The organism is Telmatobacter bradus (assembly GCF_048629425.1).
GTDB classification, from domain to species: domain Bacteria; phylum Acidobacteriota; class Terriglobia; order Terriglobales; family Acidobacteriaceae; genus Telmatobacter; species Telmatobacter bradus.
Window position 1 is genome coordinate 109,832 of the sequence record NZ_CP184533.1, and the last position, 22,656, is coordinate 132,487.

The 22,656-nt window shown below is 53.5% G+C and carries 17 protein-coding genes and 1 pseudogene; 4 read left to right on the forward strand and 14 right to left on the reverse strand.

Features of this window, described 5'->3' with window-relative positions:
• Window position 1: 1 nt before the first annotated feature.
• From ACOBR2_RS21415 to ACOBR2_RS21425, 3 genes are all read right to left on the reverse strand, one after another.
• Window positions 2-2,248 carry an RHS repeat domain-containing protein gene (locus tag ACOBR2_RS21415; RefSeq protein WP_420240077.1) on the reverse strand — a complete coding sequence of 749 codons (2,247 nt, stop codon included), beginning with the start codon at window positions 2,246-2,248 and terminating at the stop codon, window positions 2-4.
• A gap of 261 nt (window positions 2,249-2,509) precedes the next feature.
• Entirely contained in the window at window positions 2,510-4,255 is a 1,746-nt protein-coding gene (locus ACOBR2_RS21420; RefSeq protein ID WP_420240078.1) for an oligogalacturonate lyase family protein, read from the reverse strand.
• A 28-nt stretch (window positions 4,256-4,283) separates the two neighbouring features.
• Window positions 4,284-7,370 carry a Tn3 family transposase gene (locus tag ACOBR2_RS21425; RefSeq protein ID WP_420240067.1) on the reverse strand — a complete coding sequence of 1,029 codons (3,087 nt, stop codon included), beginning with the start codon at window positions 7,368-7,370 and terminating at the stop codon, window positions 4,284-4,286.
• 408 nt (window positions 7,371-7,778) lie between these two features.
• Here ACOBR2_RS21425 and ACOBR2_RS21430 point away from each other — a divergent pair, with 408 nt between their 5' ends.
• Window positions 7,779-8,342, forward strand: a complete 564-nt coding sequence (locus ACOBR2_RS21430) for a recombinase family protein (protein WP_420240063.1) — start codon at window positions 7,779-7,781, stop codon at window positions 8,340-8,342.
• A gap of 412 nt (window positions 8,343-8,754) precedes the next feature.
• Here the strand turns inward: ACOBR2_RS21430 and ACOBR2_RS21435 are convergent, their stop codons facing one another.
• The 7 genes and pseudogenes from ACOBR2_RS21435 to ACOBR2_RS21465 all read right to left on the reverse strand — a co-directional run bounded on the left by ACOBR2_RS21435 (window position 8,755) and on the right by ACOBR2_RS21465 (window position 13,529).
• A complete protein-coding gene (locus ACOBR2_RS21435) occupies window positions 8,755-9,978 on the reverse strand; it encodes a type II toxin-antitoxin system HipA family toxin (protein ID WP_420240079.1) in 1,224 nt (407 codons plus the stop codon).
• A complete protein-coding gene (locus ACOBR2_RS21440) occupies window positions 9,968-10,303 on the reverse strand; it encodes a helix-turn-helix domain-containing protein (protein WP_420240080.1) in 336 nt (111 codons plus the stop codon). The genes ACOBR2_RS21435 and ACOBR2_RS21440 overlap by 11 nt, the downstream gene beginning before the upstream one ends.
• Window positions 10,304-10,413: 110 nt before the next feature.
• Window positions 10,414-10,530 (reverse strand): annotated as a pseudogene (locus ACOBR2_RS21445) (aldehyde dehydrogenase family protein); the annotation flags it as partial.
• 87 nt (window positions 10,531-10,617) lie between these two features.
• The gene (locus ACOBR2_RS21450; RefSeq protein ID WP_420240081.1) at window positions 10,618-11,295 is read right to left on the reverse strand and encodes a type 1 glutamine amidotransferase domain-containing protein; all 678 of its coding nucleotides are present in this window, start codon (window positions 11,293-11,295) and stop codon (window positions 10,618-10,620) included.
• Between the two features lie 183 nt (window positions 11,296-11,478).
• Window positions 11,479-11,736 carry a hypothetical protein gene (locus ACOBR2_RS21455; RefSeq protein ID WP_420240082.1) on the reverse strand — a complete coding sequence of 86 codons (258 nt, stop codon included), beginning with the start codon at window positions 11,734-11,736 and terminating at the stop codon, window positions 11,479-11,481.
• A 2-nt stretch (window positions 11,737-11,738) separates the two neighbouring features.
• On the reverse strand, window positions 11,739-12,905 hold the full coding sequence (locus ACOBR2_RS21460) for an iron-containing alcohol dehydrogenase (RefSeq protein ID WP_420240083.1): 1,167 nt from the start codon (window positions 12,903-12,905) through the stop codon (window positions 11,739-11,741).
• Window positions 12,906-12,956: 51 nt separating this feature from the next.
• Window positions 12,957-13,529 (reverse strand): TetR/AcrR family transcriptional regulator, encoded by a 573-nt coding sequence (locus tag ACOBR2_RS21465; protein ID WP_420240084.1) that lies wholly within the window; start codon window positions 13,527-13,529, stop codon window positions 12,957-12,959.
• A 333-nt stretch (window positions 13,530-13,862) separates the two neighbouring features.
• Between ACOBR2_RS21465 and pflB the strand changes: the two genes are divergently transcribed.
• Complete coding sequence (pflB, locus tag ACOBR2_RS21470; RefSeq protein ID WP_420240085.1) at window positions 13,863-16,130, forward strand: formate C-acetyltransferase; 2,268 nt, start codon at window positions 13,863-13,865, stop codon at window positions 16,128-16,130.
• 26 nt (window positions 16,131-16,156) lie between these two features.
• Window positions 16,157-16,912, forward strand: a complete 756-nt coding sequence (gene pflA / locus ACOBR2_RS21475) for a pyruvate formate-lyase-activating protein (protein WP_420240086.1) — start codon at window positions 16,157-16,159, stop codon at window positions 16,910-16,912.
• Window positions 16,913-17,024: 112 nt separating this feature from the next.
• Here pflA and ACOBR2_RS21480 read toward each other — a convergent pair whose 3' ends face one another.
• The 4 genes from ACOBR2_RS21480 to ACOBR2_RS21495 form a co-directional block, all read right to left on the reverse strand.
• Entirely contained in the window at window positions 17,025-18,785 is a 1,761-nt protein-coding gene (locus ACOBR2_RS21480; RefSeq protein WP_420240087.1) for an OmpA family protein, read from the reverse strand.
• 435 nt (window positions 18,786-19,220) lie between these two features.
• A complete protein-coding gene (locus ACOBR2_RS21485; protein ID WP_420240088.1) occupies window positions 19,221-19,550 on the reverse strand; it encodes a DUF1778 domain-containing protein in 330 nt (109 codons plus the stop codon).
• Window positions 19,551-19,908: 358 nt separating this feature from the next.
• On the reverse strand, window positions 19,909-20,886 hold the full coding sequence (locus tag ACOBR2_RS21490) for a tyrosine-type recombinase/integrase (RefSeq protein ID WP_420240089.1): 978 nt from the start codon (window positions 20,884-20,886) through the stop codon (window positions 19,909-19,911).
• Entirely contained in the window at window positions 20,883-21,152 is a 270-nt protein-coding gene (locus tag ACOBR2_RS21495; protein ID WP_420240090.1) for a DUF1016 N-terminal domain-containing protein, read from the reverse strand. Before ACOBR2_RS21495 ends, ACOBR2_RS21490 begins: the two co-directional genes overlap by 4 nt.
• Window positions 21,153-21,326: 174 nt before the next feature.
• On the opposite strand from ACOBR2_RS21495, the gene ACOBR2_RS21500 reads away from it, so the two are divergent.
• A complete protein-coding gene (locus ACOBR2_RS21500; RefSeq protein WP_420240091.1) occupies window positions 21,327-21,902 on the forward strand; it encodes a hypothetical protein in 576 nt (191 codons plus the stop codon).
• The last annotated feature ends 754 nt before the right edge of the window (window positions 21,903-22,656 follow it).

Here is a 22,656-nt window from a genome sequence, read left to right on the forward strand (position 1 = left end):
ACTATTTTCCCGTTGGGGGATCTCCATTATCGTGATACGTAGCTATATGTGCCGAAAGAGCACTTAGGTAATTTTGAGTTGCCGTATTGACGCTGTCATTAATAGATGTTGTTGCATACGACGTAGCTACATTTAGAGTGTTACTTACGACATCTGCATACAGTGCATTAAAAACCTTATCTGGGACTTCAGCGGTCATTACACTTTGATATATATCGTACGCAAAAGATATAACAGACTGAGACGCTTTGGCATATTCCATCATATATCGAGCATTCACTAGCGTAGCATCATTATCCGCGTTTATCATATAGTCAGCATTACACCTTAATGCATTGTCTACTCTAGCGGCATTTACCCAATATCTAGCATTGGCAATTTGTTTTGCGTAATTATATGCATCCACTGCATTTTTTACGCCATCTCTGATGCTTTCTAGAAAATCTAACAGCCTTTCGCATGAAAACGTATTTGATGATAACCCTAAATCGTCAATATATTTCAGCGGATCATTGATAACATAAGAATACAAGTTGAGTGTCTGTGGATTACGCAATGTAGCATATTTTTCATTGGAAGGATCGGGCGACATCCATCGACCAATTAGTGGGTTATAGCTTCTATAAAGATAGCTATATAGATCTGTTTCTGGGTCATATTGCTCACCGCCGGTAAATGGAATCTCTTCCGCATCAGATTGTCGTTTGAGTGGAACTCCATACGGAGTCATTGCACTTTGCGCAAGAATCTCACCTGAAGCAGATAATTCCATCCGCATTATGCCAAGCGGATCTGACACATAGTACGTAGCCTTGGAATCGCGTATCGCCGCAACACGCCTTCCTTCTGCATACACATAGTCTGTCCACGTTTTATCCTGTTGCATCTCAGCTAGCAGCTGATTTCCTACCCAGATTTCCTCGGCAAGGTTCTTGCCAGACTGCTTTTGAATTCTGTACCCTTCCGCAGAGTATAGATATTTAGTTGAACCACTATCAACGTTAATGATTCTTCCTTCGGCGTCATACGAATAGCTGTGCCGACCGTCGCTAGTCATATCGCCAGATGCGTCATATCTTATTTTTTGCTTTTCAAATAATTGATTGTATGCGCTGTATATACATGGCGATGAAGTACACATATTGCCAAACGCATCATACCCATAAACCTGCTTGTAATGTTCATCTGCGCTCTTGTAGCCTATGACGCGCTGTAGGCTGTCATACGTGTATGTAAATCCATTTTCCGGACGCAATAAATCGTCTATTTGAGAAACACTTCCATCTGCGGTGTAGCTGTATTTTTTGTATTGAATATTGTCACCATTTTTGCTTATTTTTAAGCTGTAGATATTATCAGTATCTACATATTCAATATTTGCTGCCATGGTATTTCCGAATTTCGCATATATCAGATTATTGTCGGAATTATATTGCGCACCAGATAAAATAGATGTTCCTGTTTGGTTTTCAATTGATTCAATATGCCCATTTGAACCCCACGACTGGCGTACAACATAGCCATCAGGATATGTAATGCTTGCGACGTTTCCTTCACTGTCATAGGTAAATGAAACTTTATGCTTTACATCAATTTTTTGTGTCACACTATCAAGTTTCCCTTGTTCATTATAGTGATACGTTTTTTCTGCTAGACGCCCCTTGACCGTCTCAAGATACGACTCAGTCATCTTTCCTGAATCATCATAAACATAGATGGCAGATGGATCTCCATTTGAGTACTTCTTCTTAACTAGGTTTCCATTACTGTCATGAGTGTAGGTTGTTATGATTCCTCGAGCATTTGTCTTAGTAAGCATGTACTTATTGTCATATGTATATGTATTTGTCCCACCTTCTGGGCTAGTTTCGTAAATTAGACGATCTTGCGAATCATATTTAAAAGTGCGCACTCTTTCTGCATCATCATTTGATCCATGCTGAACGACCTGTAGAAGCTTTCCTGTGTCACTCCATTGATAATCCGTCTCTACTGTTAATTGACCGTCTGGCCCAGGCTCCATGACCTTTACAAGGCGCTTGTGGGCATCATAGGTGCGGACTGAATCTTTACTTCCCATTCGTCCTTGCCGTGCTCGTCCACTTGATTTGTCATTTGCCCATGTCGACAAGCGCGTGGATTGGCCTGTAATTGCCGGCGCAGCTACAGGAGCCTGCAATTGACTATATGCATATGAACCTGTAAAAACAGCGAGAACAAGAACAGTGCTCCGGCCCGCACAGTACATTACATCCCCCCACAAAACGTTTTCGCACAAACTGCCTCTGCCATGGCCAGCAAGAGGTCAATTTCACATTCAAAATATGTACATGCGAAACGGTGGACCAATCATACGAATCCTTTCTCAAAAATACAAGAATTTTTTCATGCTTTTCGCTTTGTTGCGGCGTTAATTATTTACATTGAGGGATATGTGAATAAAAAAAGATGCATAGCGTAAAGCCATGCATCTTTTCTCCATTCACGAAAAATCAACAATAGCTCATCCCTATTCGGGTAGAATCACTGTACCTGCCGTGCTCGAATCAATACAGCCTAGAGAATTGGCCTCTTGACTGTTGGCACTAGAGCAATTTGAAGAAACGACATATTTATGTGCAATTTTTTTATGGAGGATGACCACCGTCGCAGGATCGGAATAAGGGGCGAACTCGTAGATACCCTTCTCGTTAGTCTTGCCCCAAACCTCTTGCGCAGCATCTCCTGTACGCACAAGAACACGGACTCCTGAAAGAGGCTCGCGTTTATTATTTAAAACGGTAAGAAAAATTTTGGACGAGCTGTTCGCCACATACTCACTGACGTATGATTTTGCATTAGCCTGAAGACTAAGAGTCTTTCCTTGAATCTGCTCTGCAGCGACCTCGTGAACCGTATTTGCACATTCTCCGTGCGGGCATACGATCATAAAGCGAAATAGCCCATGATAAAAATCTACTGACTGAATCTTACCGTCATCGCCAGTACTATAAACCTGAGCGCCATGCGTGCTTTCAAGATTCTTGATCGTTACAATAGCTCCCGACACTGGTTTTTGATCCTGATCGACGACCTGAATAGCGGTCTTTTCACCAGAGAGCTTGCTCTCTAACAACGGTGCAAATGGTCTCCACGAGGAAGATTTTCGCGTTGAATGAGTATCAACTGAAAACAAATATGTCGCACCATACATATTGGAAGAAAATATTACATAACGATGATCCGGACTAAACCGAACATTTGGCTCAAGGCTATATTTATGACTAGATAGATTGACAAGATGTCTAGACTCAATCGTGCCTTTGGTAAAGTATCCATTGGCATCTTCGCCCTGATCACCACTCAATTTCAGGCGATACAAATTGATCCACTTTCCATCGGCAGCTTTTGCGACTTTAGAGGAATCGCCACCGTCTCCACAGAATATACCGCTCGATCCTTCCCCATTAAAATGGATCGACCACTGGTTTGCGTCCATCTGGTAGTGCCTGCGCTCACCGGTCTGGGTATTATAGCTAGCCAGGAAGAACGTCTTTCCCATAGGAACCTGCAAATCATACCATACAGTTTTTCCGTCCTCATCCCAGAATTCGTGTCCTGCGATTTCCATCGGCTGCGCGCGTTTATGGACTAGAGTATTGCCAGTTCCATCTGCTTTTATCGTCCATATACGATCAACATCTTCCCAGTGCCCCTCATGACAATACAGGAGCAAGGAAGGGTCCCTCGGCGAGAATTGGACATGCCCCAACCAATCTGTCGAGTGCAATATCGGCCTTACTTTTTGGCTAGACAAATTAAGAGTGAATAGCACCATCCCTATTTTAGATTCGCTGCGAACGCTCGCCTTAGCCGACTCTGTCGGGAGAACTCCCTTTGGCAAAGTAATCTCATGGTATTCTTCCCCCTCACCCTCCGTATAAGTTCCTGACAACAAAGTTCCATCTGCATTGACAGAATGTATCGTGACATTTTTGTACGGCAAGTCCGCAACTTTTAGTATTTCTCCGGTGACTGCATTCACTGAATAAACACGTGTATCGTCCGTTTTCTGAAAATACGCTTTCAGAGAGTTTTTATCGACTATTACGGATTTCACGCTTCCGCTTACAAGAAGCCGAGATTCTCTGGAATGAATATTGACGACATAGATGCTATGGTTTGCTGCATATACCATCTCCTTGCCGTCTTGAGTAAAAGCAGTATAGTTAAAATAAAGTCCTTTAGAACCAGGAATATGGCTATTTTTGCCCAACCCCTCGAAAAGGTAAAATTGGCTTCGACTACCGTTCTGGACCCTCCTCATCTTCTTCCTGCATGGAGAGTCGCCAGAAATCTTCATTTTGATAACGTGCAGCCAGGGCTTCGATATCGACCGGCGTCGAACTGGTCGTGAAGTCGAAGTTGCCGATTAGATTGACGTTGCGCCAAGCAACGGGTGAAGTGCTCTTGAGAACCTTGACCGCTTCCAAGTCGTCTGCTGCCAGCTTCTGCTCGTATACCCGCGAGAGGAGCAGGGTGTTGTAGTAGATGATTGCGTTGGCGATCAGCCGCGAGCATTCGTTCCAAATTTGCTGCTCCGCTTCGGTCTTCACGCGGAATTTGCCGGAGTTGACATAGGAGATTGCGCGCCGCATCCGGTGGTAAGCCTCGCCGCGATTGAGCGCCTTCTGCACGCTCTGCCGCAGAGTGGAATTGTCGATGAAGTCAAGGATGTAGATGCTTCTGAGGATGTTGTCCAGCTCCCAGAGCCCCTTCTTGGTCTGGTTTTGACGGGCATAGGAACTCAGTTTGCGCACGACCGTCGCCTGGGTTACATCCTTTTGTGCAAGAGATGCCAGGATACGTTGGATGTTAGGCCATTCCTTGACGATCAACGCATCGAAGGTTTTCCGCGCCGGCTTGATCAGGTAGTGGGCATAGTGGTTCGGATGCTGGAAGCCGACCAGACTGGCGATCTTCTTGTGCAGGTCGCGATACCGCGGCGCGAATTGGTAGCCAGCAAAGAACAACAAGAAGAAGTTCACCTGGTTGGTGCCGTGGGTGTCGGTGGAATGCCGTTTCGGGCGGATGTTGGTCGTGTTGTTGTGCAGGATGTCGAAGACGAAGTGCGACTCGTGCTCGTGCGTCCCGATGATGCGCGCGTTGCAAGGCACCTGGTTGGCGACCAGCGTGTAGGAGCTCACACCTTTCTGCAATCCAAAGTATTTGCTGCCGTGCCGGGCATTGATGGTGTGGATCTGGGTTTCGATGCGCTGGCCGTCGCTGCTGGAATGCTTCAGATCACCGATGTCGTATTGGTCGAACATGGATAGCTTGGCAGTGGCGTTAGCAATCTCGTCGTTGCCCGCGTGCAGCGTCTCCGCCCGCAGAAAATTGCGCGCCGTCGTCACAAGCGCCGAGTAACTGAGGCCGGAGACCTCCGCCATCTTCCAGAGGCCCATGTTGGTTCCCATGGCGACGATGCAGGCAAGGAGATGACGCGGATCGGCCTCCTGTTTCACGTAACGGCCCAGGACGTGGGTAAAGGCACTCAGAAAGTTGGTCTTTTCGGCGACGAATCGCAAGAGGTCAGCAACACCAATACCCGGCAAATGGCCATAAAACGGACTATTGATGGGCTCTTCTTCTGTGGGATAGATCAGCGTCCAACGGCGCTTATCGCCGGTGCCGGTGATCTTGATATGTTTGTTCTCGCCGTTCTCGATGCGCCGATTGACGTGCTCGTACTTTTCTTCCAGTTCTGCGCGCAGGGTGGCAAGCGTTTCCTCGATCGGTGCCAGCAGAACAGGAGAGCCAATCTCGCGCAGCACGGCATCCTTGTCTTTCCAGCGCTCGGCACTGATCAGATCGTCCTCAAAGCTGCGAAAATCGTTACTGTCGCGGATGTACACGTTGCCTGCCTCCAGCGCATTGCGTAGCTGACGATAGACAAGGAATTCGTAGCGATCAACCTCCAGACGCTTGTCTTTGCGCTTCTCGGCCGCAGTGTACATATAGCGCAGCGCCCCTTTGGCAATAACGCCTGTCGGGAAATCGGCAGGAGGTACCTGCCGAAGTGATTTGCCATCGCGGAGAAGACTCTGCAAGAAGGCTACCGCTTCGAGCAGCGGCGCATCCTCGACCAAGCCCGCGAAGTCCAGGTTGCAGAATAGATGCCTCAGGTTGAGCTTGAACTTAAAATGGAGAGTGCCATAGTAGGCCCATTCGAACGCGGTCCTGTCGAACTCGATCTTCCGCATATACTCGGAAACCTGAACGAAGCGTTCGGGATTGAGTAAGGAGAACGCCTTCTGCCTGACCATGGAAAATGGAGTCCAGTCCGCAATGGATGGGTCAAGAAACAGGTTCAGGACCTGCCCGCCAGCTTTCAGATTGGTGCTCGCTTCCGTTATCGCTTTCACGGCGGCTGCCTCGGCCGCGAGCTTGGCCTCCTGCTCGTATTGATGAATGAGATGAATGAAGGCCTCGATCAGGTTGTCGTTTATCTGGCGGAAGCGGTGCGCGGCGAAACACAACAGATACAGGCGGACCGTTGGGGTGGCCATCCGCTGTAGCTTGTAGACGGTGTAGAACTGGACCAGCGAGGCATAGTACTTCACACTCTCTTTGGACAAGCCAGCCGCTGCCAAGAAATTATGGCCGAACTCAAATAGCGGCTGGAAGAACTTGCGGCGCTCCACCTCCTGGCGCAACTCTCCATAGCTGAAATCCTTCGGCTCGTGCTTGAGCAAGCTGATTTGGTACATGCCCTCGCCGGCCTCGATCAGCGCCTTGAGTTGCCGCTCGACTTCCGGGGTCAGTGCTCGGTCGAGCAAGCCGGTCATTCGCTGGAGTTCGCTGGAGACAGTCTGCCCAACCATATCTTGCAGGTACGTGTACCCTGGGGTGACGATGCGTTGATGGGCCAGATACTGCAGGGCTTCGCGCAGAATGAAGATGGGCTGCGCCGACAGCATCGCAACTCGCTGCGCCTTCTGTTCGAGGTCTTCCTTGGCGGCGGCAGTGCATAACCGATAGTCGAAAAGCTTGAGAATTACCTGCTGTTGCTCCAGGCGTGTCGGTTTGGAGATCGCCTTGATTTCACTCCTATCCCGCGTCGGAAAATAGCGGCGGAGGATATGTTCCAGATCGTCTGCTATTGCATCGAGCGAGTAAACAAAGAACTGCCGCTTAGCCTTGAAGTATCCAAGCTGAAGGACGAGATGAACCGCCACCGAGATGGTAAATACGCCGTCGGCCAACTCGCGTTCCGTCGGGCTCAGATCGAAGTAAAGGCGGCGGTCATCTTCCGAGAAGCGTGGCAAACCATAAAGATCATCGATCTCCTGTGCGGTCAGGATGGACAGGCGACGGGAGTCAGAGGCCATGCGCGAGTGACTTTCGGCGAGTGCAAAAAATGCACTTTCTGCACGGCAATTGGAAATTGCATTTCATGGTGCTGAAGATGTCATTGAAATCGGTCATATTCATGCGGTCTGGGACGGAGATGACCCGGATTCCATAGGGCTAACATGGCGAAGTGCCGCGCGGAAAATCAGGCGTTTGAAAGCGGTCTCTTCGATCATCGACTCCGGCATCCCTCCCAGATCCACATCTTCCCAACCATACATAGTGCTTACTATGAGCGGCCAGCCGTACTTGGCAATGTACGGCTCTCTCAATAGGGCAAGGTCCAGTGAGGGAAGGTCTAATCCCGTAAAATAGCTCTCACTGAAGTCGGTATTGTATTTTGATAGAAAGGCTATCACAATGTCTATGACTCTCGTGATGGAAAAATGATCGTCGGATACGCCCGCACTTCCACAGTGGATCAACACGCTGGCTTTGAAGCTCAATTGCGAGAACTCGCCGCGGCCGGCTGCGAAAAGACCTTTCAGGAGCAGGTCTCCTCGGTCGCCGACAGAATCCAACTTCGCTCTGCCCTGGAGTACGTCAGGGAAGGCGACATACTCGTCGTCTCCAAACTGGATCGGCTCGCACGTTCGGTTCTGGATCTGATGGCGATTCTCCAAACCTTGGAGAGCAAGCGGGTCGGGGTGCGGATTTTGAACCTCGGCATGGACACCCAGACTCCCACCGGCAAGCTGATGCTGACAATGCTGGGAGCGGTCGCCCAGTTCGAGCGGGAAATGATGCTGGAACGGCAGCGGGAAGGTATCGCCAAGGCCAAGTCGGAAGGGCGTTACAAAGGGCGCAAACCCATCGCGGAAGACCTGCGACACAACGTTCTGAAACTGGCCACCGAAGGGCTCACCCGGAAAGCTGTCGCATCACAGCTCGGCATCGGCGAAGCGACAGTCTATCGGATTCTGGCTACCAAGAGACCCCAGAATCCTTAACCGGACTTTTCGTCCAATTGTTCCAAAGACCCTGAGTTACCAGGATGGATATTTGCCTTATGGACCCCACTGGAATGCCAATTTTACCTTTTCGAGGGGTTGGGCAAAAATAGCCTGATAGATGCTGAAGGGCTTGGCAAAGCTTAACGCCATAACGCCGTATGAAAGACTACCTGACGATGATCGAAGTCTTGGCCATTCACCAAGACCAGATCGGACGCTATGGCTGCGCCGCCGGTGTGCGAGACCAGTTAGAGCAGGCGACCCTATCTCCGGTTTGAACGCCGGAGGCCATCCGCATCGGTAGCTGCGCGAGAAGCCGTTGGATGGGAGCAGGATAGTTCAAAGATGAGATTGATGCCTTCTGCCTGCTGCTCGCGGAATGTGGCCGGGATCTGATCGTGCATGTTCACTACGCTTTGATCTTTTCGGCGATCTCCTGCGTTGACTTTCGCGTGACACCCGCCTGTTCGGCATAGTGCGGCCAGTCGGCCACGGCCTGTTGTACTTGTGTCAGAATCTCTGCTGCTCTTTTCAGTCCATGCTGCTTGCCCAATGCCAGCAGTTGAGCAGTGCCTGGATTGCGTCCCTCACCCATCACAAGCATGCTTTGTTCGCCGCTAGGACCGTAAGAAAAAGTCAGGTCATAGGCTGGCGCAAAGGCCCATTCGTTGCGTATGTTCTGCAGGAAGGAGAAATTCTTCGCATGATCGTCCCGGTTATGGGCGAGCACATTGAAGCTGGCCAGTGCATAGACTTTTTCCGCATCCTGCATGTTTCTGGTTAGAGCAAGCGTTGCGCGTAGAACCATGTTGTAGTCAAGGCTGGGAGTGCGGTGATCGGCATGGAGCAAACCACCAAGGCTATGCATGTGAATGCGCGCATTCCCGTCCCGGTCAAAGCGCTTGGTACCAAAGTATTTGTTCTTCTTCGTGCGGAAGAGATGGGTTTCGGGCATTTCCACACCGGCCGCCTTTGCCATCAGGCTGTATGCGTATTCAATCGCCCCGGCATCGCGAGCGTCTTGAGAAGAAGGAAACTTGATCATCCAATGCGAGTAGCCAGGCCGTGCCTCCTGCTGCCCGTGAAGGATTCTCTTTTTGTCTGCGCTCACCTGCGCCACGATCTTCGGCCGGGCCCCCGAAGAGGAACCGTTAAGCCGTAGCAACTCTTCGAAGACTTCCTCATTTTCTCCGGCCAATACCGCGGCAGATTCCTCGGCCAGCGTGTCCAGTGCCAAAGGCGCATCGTCGGTAGTCTTCTGGCCCAACTCTGGCTCATAGCTGAGCGCGCCCATGCCGTGCTGCCCGACAAAAGCAAGCCTGTCGAGCGAATTCAACTGGCCGCGCTGCATGCCAAATCTCTCTACCGTGCGGTCAAGCAGAAGCCGCCCCCATCCGTCCGGGAGGCTGTCGTTGAATACACCGTGCAGACCATCAAAGCTCATGGTATCGGCAGTGAAGACGCCGGCCCGGAGAGGTAGTTTGATCGGCGAGATCTCAATGCCCGAGGTAAGGAATGCGGCATCGTATTCGAAAAAAATCTTCCTGTCTTTGAACGCCAGACGGCCAACCTTGTGTCGTTGTTTGTGCGCATCCAGAAAAACGGTCAGTAGTTCTGTCGGACTATACGCCATGGTTGCGTCCTTTCCTGCCCGTGGCTCGTTGCCGCACCGCTGGCTTGGCTAATAGAGCGTCGAGCGACCGTGTGGCTAAGCTGGACAGGTCTTCCACGACCAGTTTGTCGAAATCGCCCAGGCAGTTGAGAACCAAAGACAGCTTCAGCAGCGAATCCAGCGCAATCAGCCCCAGGCGCTCGAATCGCTTCAAGGAACTGAGGGTCACACCCGAGCGTAGCGCCAGTTCTTCCTGCGTCAGGTTCATGGCCAAGCGCCGGTTCTTGAACCGGCCAGCAATTCCAGACAGAACCTCCTGCGTTGTCGTAAGGTTAACGGCTACCATAATATCCTCTAGTTCTAATTTTGCCACGAAAAGACACTATAATAACCGTTATTGACCAGAAGAACATCTATAAATAACGGCTGGAGTAACTGGCTATGAAGTTTCAACAGGTTCAGGTGACGACCGATTGCGGCCCACTTGGCGGCGGCCTTGAGGTCGGCGTCTTCCAGAACGATGAAAGAGTCAGCGCCGCCCAGTTCCAGGGTGGATTTTTTCAGGGCACGCGCACAGGCAGATTCAGGGTTCTTTGTGAAAAGTGCGGAGCAGAGCTCCTGCCCTTCGGGGAAGAAAGGGCAGGAGTCCACGGCCTTGAATTAGAGCAACTGCTTCAGCAGGGCCTTGGCAACGCCTTCTGAAGAAGCGGGGTTTTGTCCGGTGATCAGCTTGCCATCTTCAACGATGTGCGGAGCCCAGTCCGGTCCCTTCGAATAATGCCCCCCGAGGGCGATGAACTTGTCTTCGATCAGGAAAGGAACCACGTCGGTCAGCTGTACGGCGGCTTCTTCGCCGTTGGTAAAGCCGGTCACATTGCGGCCCTTGATCAGCGGCTCGCCATTGGCTGCCTTGACGCGATAGAGAACCGCCGGCGCGTGGCAGACAAAACCGATGGGCTTGCCGGCGCGCTCAAAGCTCTCAATCAGGCGGATGGAATTTTCGCTCTCTGCCAGATCCCACAGTGGGCCATGGCCACCGGGATAGAAGACCGTGTCAAAATCTTCCTGCTTGACGGTGTCCAGCTTGACGGTATTCGCCAGCGCCTTCTGCGCCGCAGGATCGGCCTTGAAGCGGTGCGTCAGCTCCGTCTGGAAGTCGGGCAGATCGCTCTTGGGGTCCAGCGGCGGCTGTCCGCCGAGCGGGCTGGCCAGCACGACCTCCGCGCCAGCATCCTTGAAGGTGTAGTAAGGCGCGGCAAACTCTTCAAGCCAGAAACCGGTTTTGTGTCCCGTGCTGCCCAACTGGTCATGCGACGTAAGAACCATCAAAATCTTCATACTGAGAAAAACCTCCATGCAACTATGGTTAGGAGCTCTCCGGCCCATCCAGAGCAGCCCGTTATAGCATCTTCGGAATTACTATAGACCGGAAGTAGGATGCTAAGTGCCTTTTTCCTCAAGAAAAAGGCACCTTGCAAGCCCCTTAAAAAGTCTACGTGCATTCCGAAAATGCTCTAGGATTTACTCGGCAACCTTGACGATCAGCTTGCCAAAGTTTCTGCCGCGCAGCAGTCCAATGAAAGCCTCCGGCGCGTTGGATGGGCCTTCGCTCATCCGCCCCCGCATGTACGGGGCCAGCGAAAGATAGAGCGTGCGCAAAAGCACCTCCCCTTCTGCCGGGCTGAGAATCGCTTCTTCCTGCAGGCGGAAATCCTCGGGCCTGGGTTCTCCGTGCGGACGCGCCTGCAAAACAATTTTGTGATTCAGATGCGTGGCCATTCTTACTCTCCCTGAATGCTGTGCTGCAGAATGCGGCGGTGAATGGCGAGTGTCATGTCCATGCGTTCATTGATCATGGATGTGCCGTGGGCTTCCAGCTGGGAGAGCACGCTGTCAATCTCTTCCGGCTTTACCTCGTAGGCCTTCAGCGTAGTGGGTACGCCCAGGCTCTCAAAGAAGGCGGCGGTGCGGGCAATCACCTGGTCGATGCGCTCGTCTTCGCTGCCGTCCACAATCTTCCAGACACGCTCGGCATACTGCAACAGCTTGGCCTGCTTGCTGGCGCGACGTTCCTGCAGCGCTGCCGGCAAAATTGAAGCCAGCGTCCGCGCATGATCGATGCCAAAGCGGGCCGTCAGCTCATGGCCCAGCATGTGCGTCGCCCAGTCCTGCGGAACACCTGCGCCAATCAGGCCATTGAGGGCCAGCGTTGCCACCCACATCAGGTTGGCGCGCAGATCGTAGTCCTGGGGATTGGCCAAAATCTGCGGCCCAATCTCGATCAGAGTCTGCAGCATACCCTCCGCCAAACGATCCTGCACCATGCCCCCGGCCGGATAGGTCAGATACTGCTCAAGAATGTGAACGTAGGAATCAACAATGCCGTTGGCCACCTGGCGCATGGGCAGGGTCAGCGTCTTCGACGGGTCCAGAATCGAGAACTTGGGGAAGACGTAATCGCTCAGGAAAGGCAGCTTGGACTGCGTGGACTTGCGCGTGATCACTGAGCCGTTGTTCATCTCGGAACCGGTGGCGGGCAGGGTGAGCACTGTGCCAAAGGGCAAGGCCTCGGTGATCTCTTTGCCCATGGTCTCCAGAATCTTCCAAGGGTCGCCGGCATAGTTGGCCGTTGCGGCCACAAACTTGGTGCCGTCAATCACCGATCCACCACCGACTGCCAGCAGGAAGGAGATCTTCTCTTTGCGGACAATCTCGATGGCCTGCATCAGGGTTTCAAAGGTGGGGTTGGGCTCAATGCCGCCAAACTCCAGCATGGTACGGGAGCCCAGAGCCGTTTTCACCTCATCCAGCGTGCCATTACTGCGGGCGCTGTTGCCACCGTAGAGGATGAGGATGCGCTCGTCCTTGGCAATCAGTTCATCGAGGGTTTTGATGGTGTCTTTGCCAAAAACGATGCGAACGGGATTCTGAAAGACGAAGTTTTGCATGGATTCTCCCTTTAGTAGACTAGTCGTCTACTTTATTGCGCACCAAAAAGCCTATGCCGTGAGGTGAAGAAGCTGCTTGGTGGTAGTGAGGGCAGTCTCAAAGAGGTGCCCGTCGCGGTGAATTTTTTCTAGCAAACTGGCCCCCACCCACAGCGCGTAGAGCTGGGCTCCTGCCTTCCGGGCATTGAGCGGCACGGGAATGGATCCATCGGCCAGACCTTCTTCAATGCAGCCCGACAGCAGATCCATGATTCTGGTTGTACCCCTGCGCAAAGCCTCACGCATGGTTTCAGAGAGGTCGCTGACCTCGCCCCCGAGTTTGACGGCTAGACACATATATTCTGCGTCTTGTGAGTTCTGTGTGGTTTCCCATGCCTGCCAGTAGCTCATCAGTCGGCTGGCGGCCGTACCTTGCTTGCCGAAAAGCATACTCTCCAGCCTGGTCATGTACTCGGTAAAGTAGGTGTCGAGCAACTCCCTGCCGAACTGGTCCTTGGAGGTGAAGTAGTAGTAGAAGGACCCCTTGGGGATACCGGCAGCGGAAAGGATCTCATTGAGCCCAACGGCTGCAAATCCCTTGCCCGCAATAATCGGCCGGGCGGTATCGAGGATGTGCTGTTTCATTTCTGCCGTAGAAGCTCTCATGAATCCAACTATACCTAAAATACGACCAGTCGTCTAGTATTTTTCATCCCCTCCACTACCGGAATCGCGGACCTGGCTGCCTGCCGCAGGACACTCGATGCACGATGAGCGCGCGAGCCTACTGAATAGGTGTAGGCATCACCCCGTCCATCCGCTCCGAGGCCTGCAGGGCATTCATCGGAAAGCGCTGCAGATGGCGCCTTCTTGTGCCACAAAACAATACATTGAACCTCATTATGGTACGTAGTGACTTTTAGCACTCCATTTTGGACCAAGTCGGCGCAATTATGGAGAAGCCGAAAGGAGTTCCAAATGGACCAGAAAACTCTCCCGCTAGAAGAAAACACCACTTCCGCTGCATGGCAGGGCTTTGCAGCAGGCCTGTGGATGGAGCGCATTGATACCCGCAATTTTATCCAGTGCAATTACACCCCCTATGAGGGAGATGCGAGTTTTCTGGCTGGACCTACGGAGAAGACGCGCAAGGTTTGGGCGAAGATCGCCGACCTGTTGGTGGAAGAACGCGCCAAAGGCGGCGTGCTGGCCATTTCCCACGACATTCCATCCACGATCACCGCGCATGCCGCTGGTTATATTGATCGCGAGAACGAGAGCATCGTGGGTCTGCAGACTGAAGCTCCCTTGAAGCGCGCCATCATGCCCTTTGGCGGTCTGCGCATGGTTGAGCAGAGCCTGCAGGAGCAGGGCGTTGCCGCTGATCCGCTGGTACACAAGATCTTTACCGAGTATCGCAAGACGCATAACAACGCGGTCTTTGAGATGTACACGCCGGAGATTCGCCGCGCCCGCAGTTCGCACATCGTCACCGGCCTGCCCGATGCCTATGGTCGCGGGCGCATCATCGGCGATTACCGTCGCGTGGCGCTCTACGGCGTTGACCGGTTGATCGAAGACAAGAAGCGCGAGAAGGCGGAACTGGATCCCAAGCCTTTTTCGGAAGACGTGGTGCGCCTGCGCGAGGAACTCAGCGAACAGATGGGCGCGCTGAATGAGTTGAAGCAGTTGGGCAGCATCTACGGCTTTGACCTGAGCCGCCCGGCAATCACCGCGCAAGAGGCCGTGCAGTGGACCTATCTTGGCTATTTGGCCGCAGTGAAGGAGCAGAACGGCGCGGCCATGTCGTTGGGCCGTGTTTCCACCTTCCTTGACATCTATATTGAGCGCGATCTGAAAGCCGGACGCATCACCGAAGCCGAGGCGCAGGAACTGGTCGATCAGATGGTGATCAAGCTGCGCATTGTGCGCTTCCTGCGCACGCAGGAGTACGATGCGATCTTCTCCGGCGATCCTACCTGGGTGACGGAGAGCATTGGCGGCATGGGTGCCGACGGACGCACGCTGGTCACGAAGAGCTCTTATCGTTTTCTGCAGACGCTCTACAACATGGGCCCCGCGCCAGAGCCGAACCTGACCATTTTGTGGAGCTCGAAGCTGCCGCAGAACTTCAAGAAGTTTTGCACGCAGACCTCGCTCGACACCTCGTCGCTGCAGTATGAAAACGACGACCTGCTGCGCAAACAGTACGGCGATGACACGGCCATTGCCTGCTGCGTAAGCGGTATGGCGGTGGGCAAGCAGATGCAGTTCTTTGGCGCGCGCGTCAATCTGGCCAAAACACTTCTCTATGCCATCAATGGCGGGCGCGATGAGCTGAGCGGCAAGCAGATTGCTCCGGTCATGCCTTCCATCACAGATGAAGTGCTGCGCTACGAAGACGTGTTGCCGGCCTTTGAAACAACGATGGAATGGCTGGCCAAGGTCTACGTCGAGGCGCTCAACATCATCCATTACTCGCATGACAAGTACAGCTACGAGAAGCTGGAAATGGCCCTGCATGACCGCGACATTGTGCGCACGCTCGGTTGCGGCATTGCCGGCCTCTCGGTGGTGGCCGATAGCCTGTCGGCAATCAAGTACGCCAAGGTGCGCCCGGTGCGCGATGAAAACGGCGTCGCCGTGGACTTTGTGACGGAAGGCGAGTTCCCGACGTATGGCAACAACGACGACCGTGTGGACGAGATTGCCGTCTGGGTGGTCAACACCTTCATGGACAAGGTGCGCCAGCAGCCGGTCTATCGCAACGCCGTGCACACGCAGTCGATTTTGACCATCACCTCGAATGTGGTTTACGGCAAGTACACCGGCAACACGCCCGATGGACGCCGCAAGGGCCAGGCCTTTGCGCCGGGTGCCAATCCGATGCACGGCCGCGACAAGCATGGCCTGATCGCCAGCGCCCTGTCGATTGCCAAATTGCCTTATGAACAGGCGCTCGATGGCATCTCGCTGACGTCATCGATGACGCCCGACGCGCTTGGCCGCAACACGGCAGATCGCGTTGAAAATCTGGCGAGCTCGCTCGATGTCTACTTTGACACCAACGGCTATCACATGAACGTGAACGTGCTCAACCGCGAGACGCTGCTTGACGCCATGGATCATCCAGAGAAGTATCCGCAGCTGACGGTGCGCGTCTCCGGCTATGCGGTAAACTTCATCAAGCTCACGCGTGAGCAGCAGCTCGAAGTCATTGATCGTACTTTCCACCAATCACTGTAAGAACAAAACAATCGGAGGCCGCAACCATGTTCAACATCCTCAATCAGACCGGAAGTGAAGCTGGTAAAGGATGGATCCATTCCTTTGACACCTCAGCAGGAGTGGATGGACCAGGGTTGCGGCTCTCCTTTTTTATGGCTGGCTGCCTGATGCGTTGCCAGTATTGTCATAATCCCGACACCTGGAATCCGCACCACGGACGGGTGATGAGCGTGGACGAGATTGCCGCAGAGGCTCGCCGCTACGCGCCCATGCTCAAGCGTGGTGGCATTACCTTCACGGGGGGCGAGCCGCTGCTGCAGGCGGAATTTCTGGCCTTGGCCCTCAAGCGCATGAAGGCGGAGGGATACCACACGGCAGTTGATACCTGCGGTCTGCTGGGTGAGCGTCTGGAAGACTCCACACTGCTTGATATTGATCTGGTTCTCCTCGACATCAAGCACTGGAACCCGGAGATCTATCATCAGCTGACCGGGCAGCCGCTGGAGCCGACGCTGCGCTTTGCCCGACGCCTGGCCGTTGAGCAGCGTCCGGTGTGGCTGCGCTACGTGCTGGTTCCTGGATTGACGGATCAGAAGGATGACATCGAAGCCTTGGCGGAATTTGCCGCCACGATGGGCAACGTCGAGCGCGTGGACGTTTTGCCCTTCCACCAACTCGGCAAGGAGAAGTGGCATGAGCTCGGCTTTGAATACAAGCTGGAGTCAGTGCTCCCGCCAACAAAAATGCAGATAGACGAAGTGATCCAGATCTTCGCGCGGCATGAACTGAACGCTGTTTAGAGCCTTTTCGGAATATACGTAGACTTTTTAAGGGGCTTGCCAGGTACCTTTTTCTTGCGGAAAAAAGCACCCGGCAATCCGCTTTCAATTTACAGCAATGCGCAAAAACTGCTTAGCGACGCTTTTTGGTTGTATGGGCGTGCGTCCGCTTGGTCGGGCTCGTTGCACCCTTCGCATTCAGCAGGGTCAGTGAATCAGAGACGCTGAACGGATAAAGTTTGACGGACTGCTGACCGGTGTTGTTCAGGGTAACGTCCACACGGCGGTTCTGCGCCAGCACGATCGTGTTCAACTGGCCCAGAACGCGCTGCTGCTCGGTCACGCTCAGCTCCGGATTCTTCTCAACCAGCTGCTTGACCTGAGCTGAGGTCAACTGCACCTCGGCACCTTCGGCACGCGTGTCGATCTTGGCCGCAGGAACGCCGTGCTCAACCAAAAACTGCTTGGCGCCTGCCACGCGACGTTCAGAGAGCTGCTGGTTGTAGGTGACTGAGCCACGCACGTCGGCATGGCCGGTCAGCGTCAGACGGCCCGCCGGAACAATCTCCAGGTAGCGATGAAAATCCTTGGCGAGCATGCGCAGCGTGGTCTGTTGGCTGGCAACCAGTCCACCGGTGGCATCGTTCACCGCCGGCCGACCGGTCGGGAAGAAGATGCTGTGCAGGGCCAGACGCGCTTCAAGACGCACCTGCTCGGGCGTGGCCGGGGGTGGCAGCGGACGCTCTACCGTTACGGCAAGATTATGCGTGGCGCTGTTTCCCATGTCGTCGGCTACCATGCAGGCGATCTTGGCCATGCCTTCGGATGAACCTTCAGCCTTGAAGGTCGCCACAGTGCCATTGCCGCGGATGGTGCCATTGGTTGCGCTGTAGCTGTAGCGCAGGGGACGATTCTGCGGGCTAATGCCTGTGCAGTTCACCGTCGCCGTGCCATCTTGCCGAATCGTTTCCGGAGTCACCTGGCAGGTCAGCGTCGGCGGTTCAAAGGCCTTCACGGTAAAGCTCGTCATGCTGCTGGCAATCTGCCAGGGCTTCAAACCTTCCTTGCCTGGCTTGCCAGACTTCGCATCGCAGCGCACCTTGTATGCGCCCGGAGCCAGATTCACCGTCTCCACCCTGATATTGTTGCCGGAACCGGCAATGCCGTTGCCCGACCAGACATAGACAACGTGATCCTTTGCAGAAACAGCACCAACCGTAGCAGTCAGATTGACCACATCGCCCGGATAAACAACCGTGGGGCTGGCCGTGCAACCAAGCGTGAGCGCTGCAGGAGTAGCAAAGCTGCCCATCTGATAGACCAGACCGGTGCTCAGACGCGCCATGTTGAAGTTGCCGCGATTCGTCGGGAAAGAATCCACATGCGCGTACTGGTAATCGGCCTGAAAAAGACGCACGGTCAGATGATGATTGAGCAGCGGCGTCGGATAGTCCATGCCACCACCCACCGTGAGCGCCACGCCCCAATGGTTGGGCGTGTAATAGCTGCCCATGTTTTCGCCACCGACCAGGCCGTGGGCGAAAAAGGTCACATTTTCCAGCGGATAACGGCCAACAAGGCCCAGCGAACCGCCGGAAAAGTCGTTATGCACAACATTTTCGTCGTTGTCATTGTGGTAATCGCCCTCGGCCTGCAGACCCACGTATGGATTGAAGTAGCGGGTCACGCTGCCGACTGCGCCAAGATTGACCGCGCGCGCATGATCCGTCACCGTGCTGCTATTGGAGGTGGTGTTGATCAGATGGCCACTGGGCGACAAATAGCTGAAACCGGCGAGGATGTCCCACTTGGAAGCAGAGGCGGCATCGGCGGCTTTGGCCGTTGTTGGGACCTGTGCTGCAAGGGAAAGAGAAATTGCGAGAAGACCAACCAAAGCAAAAATACGGCAAGTAAATCTCAAACTACACCTGTGCATTTGTTTCCTTTGAAAGTGATGCGTTTCTTCTGGCCATGAGGACCAGTATTGTTGATGGGAAAAGATGTAAACCTACAACCAGAGCTGGATGAACGGAAAATATCTTGATCCCGGAATGAAATAATCGAACTAAGTCTATTGTAATCCGTCGCAAAGTGCGTGGGTTCTGTTTTATCGGCAGCGGGACGGCAATGGAACCCGCCTCTTCCCGCACCGCTGTAGCAAGAACTTCGACACTAAACTCTCAACACACCTGTCTCATAATCGTTGAGACGTTCCGTGCTGCTTCAGGTATCGGTCTAGTTCCGGTGAACCGCATGAAAAGGCCGCCCGGAGCTTTTTGTGTTTATGGCCGAACAGCTCGATGCCTTTGAACTTGGATGCCGAGATGGCCTACCTCCCAAACACCTGCGCATGGCGTGCAGCAGCTTTACGCAGTCTTTCGTTTGGAGCTGGGGGATTTAGCAGAGCTTCAACGAATGCGATCCTGTCGAGGCGATTCAGACTTGACAGCTCGCTTTCACACAGAATCCGATGAGCGCCTTCCGAAGCGCTACTGACCACAAACTCCGTGACCTTTCTTCCTTGAACCGCCGCGGCTCGCTCCCAGAGCGTCTTGGTCTCGCGGGGAACTCCAAGTAGAGTCGCTGAATGGAAAATTTGGTGTGGCAGTGGACAATAAGGGCAATCTTTACAAGATGGTATGGTAAATGTCCGCTGCATGAGTGCCTGCGTGTTGATGTAATGCTTTAGATCTCGCCGTCGAGGCTGTGAGTTTGTGGAACGAGCGCCCTTTGCTCGTTCCAAGCTCGAAGAGCATCAATCCATAGCCTGCCCTCCCTGATCGTTCACGGCTGGTCCTATACTGGCGGCGCAGGTTCTTCCTGCTACGTCTTTGGCTGCGGTATTGCGGCCTGACCGTATCGCTTCTGGCGCGGTCGTCTCGCGTACTCCCAATGGCTTTCCCTTTGCCAATGGCTTCCGCGCGATCCCGGTTACGGAACTCTGACTATTACCCGCAGTGCTTCCACGTATCAACCACAGAAAAGCGGTCCAGACCACCGGGACCACGTCACTGTGCTCAGATGCCCAGGTTGTCATTGACGGCGACGGCAATTTCCTGCTCGGAGCCCAGGTAGCGTTCGGTCGTCTGGATAGAGGCGTGACCAAGCAGGAACTTGATCTGTTCGAGGTCTCCACCGTTCTTGCGGCAGAGTTTCGCGCAGGTGCGGCGCAGATCGTGGGCGCCGAAGCGCTCGATCCCGATGGCTTTCGCCGATTGCTCAACCACACTCCACACGGCCCAGTCGCCCAACGCCTCTCCCACGACGCGCCCACCTTTGGAAACCGGCCGGAGCAGACGTCCAGAATTGTGGCCGGCAGCAGACGTCCAGGTATCCATCAAAATCTTGACCCACATGGGAATGGCCACCGTGCGAATGCGGCCGCCTTTGCCGCAGAGGTCAGCGATCACCCAGCGTCCCTCGCGCTGCTGAATATCCTCCACCCTGAGCGCGGCCAACTCGGCACGGCGTAGCGCGCACCCCACCAATAAAGCCAGAATCGCGGCGTCACGCTTGCCTTTGAGCGTCGTGCGGTCGGGAACGGTGAGCAGTTGCTTGGCCTGTTCCCGCGTCAACCAGTTTCCCAGACGGGTTCCCTGCTGGCGAACGTTGGGAACGTCCGCCATTTGCGCGGCTTGCTCGGCCCTCAGAATACCGTTGCGCTTGGCCTCATCGACCAGCTTGCGTACCGCCGACAACCGCACATTGATTGTCGATGGACTCAGTTCCCGTTCGATCATCCCGGCGCGGTACTCCATCAGCAGATCGCGGGAGAGCGGCTGCTTGCACTGCTCGCTGAAGGCAAAAACCTCATCCAACGCCTTGGCGTAGTTGCGCCGTGTGTGCTGGGAAACCACCGCCTTGAGAACCATCTGACGCAAGGCGACTATCGCTAAATTCTCGCTGCCCGCAGCAGGATAAAGAAGCGCCATGCTTACGGAGGCGCTTCCATCCAGTTGCCGATCAGTTGTGTCCGGCAGGTCGCTAGGGATCATAGGCCCGACTCTTCCCCGTTCATCTCTCCGGCGCGGCTCTCTAGGCATAGCAATTGTCGCGACAGTATGGCGACAATCTGTTCCCCATAGATAGCCCGTTCCGTGCCCAGCACTTCGTACCGGATGCGCTGGCCAATCCTCCAGTAGAGCGCGGTAAGGCCAAGATTGACGGCAACCGCTGTCTGACGTTGGACCTCAACGACCAAACGACGCACATCTTCAAGAAGATGGACAACTGGAGGTGCGGTTGAGACGAGTTCACTCATGAACAGGAAGACTATCAGGTATATTATGCATAAACAATGACAACTAACATTGTCGTTGATAATAAAATAGAAGTATCAGAAACATAAATGCGCTCTTGCGCATTTATCCCCATCGTTTCACAATCGTTCTATCCGCTGTTTTTGGTTACACTTCCCGCGCTGGAGACTTTTTCTATGGCAAGAACCGTCAGTTGGATCCCCCGACTACCCAGCCTGCTGCGATCCGTCCAGGACTCCGTGCGGTCGCACTATTCCTCCCGCGAACTGGAAAAACTTTTCGAGATTCAGCCTCGCTCCGCCCAGATGCTCTTGGGGGTATTGCCTACCGTCCGTATCGGTCGCACCCTGCTGGTAGAACGCGAGGCACTGGTCGGCTTTTTGGAACGGCTCAACAAAGCAAGCGATCCAGGTCAGGAGCTGTCTGCCCTCCGCACCGCTCCCAAGCCTCCTGTCATTCGCCGCAAACTCCGTGAACTCATCCGCCGCGATGCCGACACTACGCTCACTTCCCTGCCCTCCAATATAAAGCTGGAAGTTGGCCAACTGGGGATTCACTTTCAGAATATAGAGGACCTCGTTCAGAGTCTTTGGCGACTGGCCCAGGTTTTGGAGGGAGACCTTGAGGGTTTTGCGGAACGCTACGAACCTGCCGCTAAGCTGCAAAAAGAAGACGCCGATGCTCAGGATGGCCAGGACGCTGCCTGGATTACGCAGTGGCTTACCGAGCACGAGAAGACATCCTATATATAAGGATGCACTCCAGCTATCCACTTTGCCGAGCTTATCTGCTATCAGCGGTATCGTATCTGCATGATGCCACCCACTTCGGACAGAAATCACCCCTTACGCCTTCTATCGCGTCCACAAGACAGCCTGGGGCAGACGATCCACGGTCTGGCCAAGGCTTTCATTGCGGATATTTCCAGGGGGCATACATACATATACGTTTCACCCCCTGGGGTTGATATATACCCTGTAGCCTGTAAACCTTTTATCTCCAGGGTAGAACACCTTTCGTACCCTCCCCCAGAGCACCAAACATTCCCTCACCTGGGGTTTTAACATCCCCACAATAAAGGGAAGATCTTAGGTAATAGAGGTATAAAAACAAAAGAAAGCACAAACAACGCCGACGACGGCTTTTCTCTGTCTTTTCCCAAAAAAGACAAAATAGCGTAACTCCCATCAACTCCTCGCCAATCTGGGAAGTTGCCCGTAAATGCCTGTTTACTAAAAGTGTCATAGGTTTTGTTTTTTATGTTGTTTTTTGAGATCTACTGCAATACAGTAAAACTGCCATGAAAAGACGACCAGAGCGAATCTATGACAACATGCTGACGACCTCAGAAACGGCGTCTATTCTGGGAATCTCGACACGTACCTTGTTTCGGAAGCTGGCTTCCGGACTCATTCCAGAGCCTACACGCGATCCACACAGCCATTATTTCGTGTGGCGGCCCGAGGAAGTTGAACGCATTCGGCAGGAGAGATTATTAAAAAAGTC